This window comes from Pseudomonas sp. SDT291_1_S447, assembly GCF_054070155.1.
Window position 1 is genome coordinate 1 of sequence record NZ_JBSVXS010000205.1, and the last position, 5,371, is coordinate 5,371.

The following is a 5,371-nucleotide window of genomic DNA, read 5'->3' on the forward strand; positions in this document are numbered from 1 at the left end:
TACACTTGGAATGCATTTCCACCGTAGGAGCTGCCGAAGGCTGCGATCTTTTGATTTTTCAACGCGTAAGTTGTGTCAGGCACTCATTAATCGAACGCTGCTGCGTCGCGGCATACAACCCCAACTCATCAATGGTCGCGCGCCCCAGCGCCTGCTCGAAAGCCTGCCGATTGGAATGCTCGCCGTAATGCGCCTGCGCCGCATCACCAAGGTTCGACTGAAAAATCCCCGCCGCACTCACCGGCAGGAAATCTTCGTACACCAACGGTTCCGCTTTCACATAACCATCGCGTAACAAGTCCTCCAGAGACGACTGCCCAAGTCCTCCAGCAGCCAGACCTTTTTCCGTGGCGAAATAGCGAAAGTACGCCAACTCTTGGTCTCGCATGCCTTCGACACTGTCAGGAAATTCGCCAAAGTGCTGAGCCATCAGCGCGTTGTAGCGTGCGGCGTTGGCTTCGTTGGGGAAGTCGCCGAGTTCATCGCGCGCGGCATTCAGCAAGCGGTCATACAGCGCCCGGCCTTTGGGGGTGAGTGCCGCGCCACGCTGTTCGATTTCGCCGAAACGCGCGCTGTGACTGCCACGGATCTGGTTCTGATCGGTGAAGGCGATCGGCTCGTCCAGCGCCTTGAAACTGGTCTGACGCAAGAGGATCGGGCATTGCCGGCGCGGCGGGCCTTCGATGACCGCTTTTGGGGTGATGCCATGGGCCGGCATCTGTTCCTGGACGCTGTCGATGTCCAGCGTGCGTGGCGTCAGGTGATTGATGTGCGGGCCTTTGAACGCCACGACGTCGGCGATCAAGCGGTGTTGGGCGCTTAAAGTCTGGTATTGCGCGGCAGTAACCGTGGCGCTGTGATGCCAGCGAAAGGTTTCCAGTGCCTGTAGGACGAATGCCTCGGCTTCGCTTTCATTCAGTCCTCCCGCGGTTTCAGCTTGCGCGATCAGGCGCAACGCCTCCGAGGTAAAGATCGAACGCTTGGCCAGCACGGATTCGGCAAAGTCGCGCAGTTCGGAATCTTCAATCAACTCCAGGCGCAACAACGACGTAAACACCCGAAACGGGCTGACTTGCAGCGCGTCCTCATGCACTGCGCGAAAAGCCGTGGAATGCACCGGCACGCCCGCCGGGGTCAGGTCGTAATAACCCACCGGTTGCATGCCCATCACCGCAAACAGGCGGGCGAGGGTGGCCAGTTCCGTCGCGGTGCCGACGCGAATGGCGCCATGGCGCTCCATGTCCAGCCGCTGGATTTCACCGGTGCTGTTGAGTTGCCGGGCGATGTCCGGCTGATCGGCAAGCACCTCGCGGTTGGTTTGCTCGACCAATTGCATCAGCGCGCCGTACAGCGGCACTTCTTCGCAGTACATGTCGGACATCGCTTTGGAGAAGCGTTGGCGGATCAGGTCGGGGCTGACGAACGGCTGCACGGTCATGAAAAAAATTCCTGCCACGGTCACGGAATGGATGAGGGAAAAGATCGCAGCCTTCTCGCACGCGGGCAAACGAAGAATCCTACGAACTTCATTCTGCCAACGACTGATCCACCAGTTCGATCCAGTGCATCACCCGCGTGCGTCCGGCACTGCCCAGATGGCTCTGGCAGCCGACGTTGGAAGTGACGATCAGCTCAGGGCGGCCACTCTCCAGCGCGTTGAGGCGGTTGTCGCGCAGTTGCCGGGCCAGCACCGGTTGCGTCAGCGAGTACGTACCCGCCGAGCCGCAGCACAAATGGCCGTCGGGCACGGCGGTGAGATTGAAACCGAGGCGGGTCAGCACAGCTTCCACCGCGCCGCCCAGTTTCAACGCGTGCTGCAACGTGCACGGACAATGCACGGCAATCCGCCGTTCAGTGGCGGCGCAGATCTGCTCCAGCGGTTCCTGCGCGAGTACCTGCACCAGATCCAGCGTGCGCTCGCTGATTTCCCGGGCCTTGGCCGCATACACCGGATCGTCTGCCAGCAAATGCCCGTAATCCTTGATGAATGCGCCGCAACCGCTGGCGGTCTGCACAATCGCTTCGGCGCCGTTTTGCAGGTGCGGCCACCAGGCGTCGATGTTCTGTCGGGCGCGGTCGAGACCTTTGGCTTGCGCGTCGAGGTGATAGTCCAAAGCACCACAACAACCGGCCTCGGCCACCGGGGTGACACTGATGCCCAAGCGATCCAGCACCCGCGCCGTGGCGTCATTGGTATTTGGCGACAACCCCGGTTGTACGCAGCCTTCAAGCAACAACACCTGCCGGGCATGGCGCGGGGCGGGGCGCAAACCGGAAAACGGCAGATGCTGCGGCAGTTTGCTTTCGAGCACTCGCGGCAACAGCGGCCGAAACGTCGTGCCCATGCGCAGCAAGCCTTTGAACAATCCCGGATTCGGCGCTAATGCGCGCAACCCTTCGCGCAACAGGCGCTGGGACGCCGGACGCGGCACTGCTTGATCGACCACCGCGCGGCCGATGTCGAGCAGGTTGTGATAGTCGACGCCGGACGGGCAGGTGGTTTCGCAGTTGCGGCACGACAGGCAGCGGTCCAGATGCAGTTGCGTCTGCGCCGTCGCGGGTGCGCCTTCGAGCACTTGTTTGATCAAGTAGATGCGCCCGCGCGGGCCATCGAGTTCATCGCCGAGCAACTGATAGGTCGGGCATGTCGCGTTGCAAAAGCCGCAATGCACGCAGGTGCGCAGAATCTTTTCCGCCTCGGCGGCGCGGGGCAGTTGTCGCGATTGTTCGCTGAGGGTGGTTTGCATGGCTAGAACTCCGCGTACATGCGCCCGGGGTTGAACAGCCCTTGCGGGTCGAGTTGCGCTTTGAGTTGCCGGTGATAGCGCAGCAGTGTCCAGGCCAGCGGCTGGAATGGCGAAGAGCAGGCGCCGTGGGTAAAGCAGGTGGCATGGCCGCCGAGTTCCTGAGCGAGGATATGAATGTGCGCCGCGTCGGATTTCAGCCAGCGTTGTGCACCGGCCCAGTCGATCAGTTGCTCGCCGGGCAGATCCAGTGGTCCGAGATTGTTCGGCAACGACAAGCGCCACAGCGGCAGACCTTCGTTGAAAAACCCTAGACGCTGCTCATTCAGATCGCGCCAGAACCCTGAATCCAGCGGTTCACCACCGAGGCGTTGATGCGCCGCCGTCACCGAGCCTTCGCCGCCCTCGAGCCGCAGATACAGGCTCTGACCATCGTGACACGCGGCACTGATCGGCAGCGGTTGCTGGCCCCACTCGGCAAGCTTGGCCAGCGCCCGCGCGCAGTCCATGTCGAGGCGAATGCTCAGGCACTGCCGTGGTTTCGGCAGGACTTTCAGCGACACTTCGGTGAGCACGCCGAGGCAGCCGTAACTGCCGGCCATCAGCCGCGACAGGTCATAACCGGCGACGTTTTTCATCACTTCGCCGCCGAAACGCAGGTGCTGACCGAGGCCGGTGATCACCCGCGTGCCGAGGACAAAGTCGCGCACCGAGCCAGACCACGGTCGTCGTGGACCGGACAACCCCGTGGCGATCATGCCGCCGACGGTGGCACCTTCGCCGAATGCCGGCGGTTCGCAAGCCAACATCTGTCCGGCAGCGTCCAGCACCGCCAGCAGCTCGGACAGAGGCGTGCCGGAGCGCGCCGTGATCACCAGTTCGGTCGGCTCGTAACGGACGATGCCGCAATGGGCGCGGGTGTCGAGCACTTCGCCGGCGACCTCGCGGCCGAGAAAGGCTTTGCTGTTGCCACCCTGAATTTTCAGCGGCGTGGCATTGGCCCGCGCTTCGTTGACCTGATCGAGCAGGGCGCTGGCGGCGTCGACATCGGCCATCAGAAACGCTCCAGTTCGGGGAACGGCAATTGCCCGGCGTGAATGTGCATCGCGCCGAATTCGGCGCAGCGGTGCAGGGTCGGAATGTTCTTGCCGGGATTGAGCAGGCCTTGTGGGTCGAACGCGGCTTTTACCGCGTGAAACAGACTCAGTTCGTCGCTGTTGAACTGCGCGCACATTTGATTGATTTTCTCGCGGCCGACGCCGTGTTCACCGGTGATGCTGCCGCCAACTTGCACGCACAGTTCGAGGATCTTGCCGCCCAAGGCTTCGGCGCGGTGCAGTTCGCCGGGTTGGTTGGCGTCGAACAGAATCAGCGGGTGCATGTTGCCATCGCCGGCATGGAACACGTTGGCCACGCGCAAACCGTATTCTTCACTGAGGCGGGCGATGCCTTGCAGGACGCCGGGTAATTCGCGGCGCGGGATGGTGCCGTCCATGCAGTAATAGTCCGGCGACAAACGGCCGATGGCCGGGAAAGCATTTTTGCGTCCGGCCCAGAAGCGCACGCGTTCCGCTTCGTCACGGGCCTGACGCACTTCGGTGGCGCCGGCCGCGGTCATGACCTCGCGCACCCGCTGGCAATCGTCGTGAACATCGGCTTCGACGCCATCGAGTTCGCACAGCAGAATCGCCTCGGCATCGACCGGGTAACCGGCGTGAATGAAATCTTCAGCGGCGCGAATGGCGAGGTTGTCCATCATCTCCAGGCCGCCGGGAATGATCCCCGCCGCGATGATCTCGGCGACCGCGCGGCCAGCCTTTTCCACAGAATCGAAACTGGCCAGCAGGACTTTCGCGACTTGCGGTTTGGGCAGCAGTTTGACCGTGACTTCGGTGATGATCCCCAGCAAGCCTTCGGAACCGGTGAACAACGCGAGCAGATCGAAACCCGCTGAGTCGAGTGCATCCGAACCGAGGGTCAGGCGTTCGCCTTCGATGGTCAGCACTTCGATTTTCAGCAGGTTGTGCACGGTCAATCCGTACTTGAGGCAATGCACACCGCCGGCGTTTTCCGCCACGTTGCCGCCGATCGAGCAGGCGATCTGCGACGATGGATCCGGCGCGTAATACAGGCCGAAGGGCGCCGCTGCCTGGGAAATCGCCAGATTGCGCACCCCCGGTTGAACCCGCGCGGTGCGCGCGTCGGGGTCGATGTGCAGGATATTGTTGAAGCGCGCCATCACCAGCAGCAGGCCCTGCTCCAGCGGCAAGGCGCCGCCGGACAAGCCGGTGCCGGCACCACGGGCAACCACCGGGACGTTCCTCTGATGGCAGAGTTTGAGCAGGGTTTGCACTTGCTCGAGTCGACGGGGCAGGGCGACCAGCATCGGCGTGGTGCGGTAGGCGGAGAGGCCGTCGCATTCGTAGGGTTTGAGTTCGTCCTCGCGCCATAAAATGTCGAGGTCAGGTAGCGCGTGCTGCAGGGCCTTGAGAAATTCGGCTTTGTTCACCTGCGGCAGCGGGCCGTCGAGGCGTTCGTCATAAAGAATGTTCATCTCAGGCTTACCCCTTGCTGATCGTTCCCACGCTCTGCGTGGGAATGCAGCCCGTGACGCTCCGCGTCACTGG

The 5,371-nt window shown here is 62.4% G+C and carries 4 protein-coding genes; all 4 read right to left on the reverse strand.

Going from position 1 to position 5,371, the window contains the following annotated elements; all coding sequences use genetic code 11:
• Positions 1-58 precede the first annotated feature (58 nt).
• Complete coding sequence (gene hglS, locus ACW9IR_RS28505; RefSeq protein ID WP_457465955.1) at positions 59-1,438, reverse strand: 2-oxoadipate dioxygenase/decarboxylase HglS; 1,380 nt, start codon at positions 1,436-1,438, stop codon at positions 59-61.
• An 88-nt stretch (positions 1,439-1,526) separates the two neighbouring features.
• A complete protein-coding gene (gene glcF, locus ACW9IR_RS28510; RefSeq protein WP_457465957.1) occupies positions 1,527-2,747 on the reverse strand; it encodes a glycolate oxidase subunit GlcF in 1,221 nt (406 codons plus the stop codon).
• Positions 2,748-2,749: 2 nt separating this feature from the next.
• Positions 2,750-3,799, reverse strand: coding sequence for a glycolate oxidase subunit GlcE (gene glcE, locus ACW9IR_RS28515; protein ID WP_457465959.1), 1,050 nt, complete (start codon positions 3,797-3,799; stop codon positions 2,750-2,752).
• Positions 3,799-5,298 carry a glycolate oxidase subunit GlcD gene (gene glcD, locus ACW9IR_RS28520; protein WP_457465961.1) on the reverse strand — a complete coding sequence of 500 codons (1,500 nt, stop codon included), beginning with the start codon at positions 5,296-5,298 and terminating at the stop codon, positions 3,799-3,801. Before glcD ends, glcE begins: the two co-directional genes overlap by 1 nt.
• Positions 5,299-5,371: the final 73 nt, after the last annotated feature.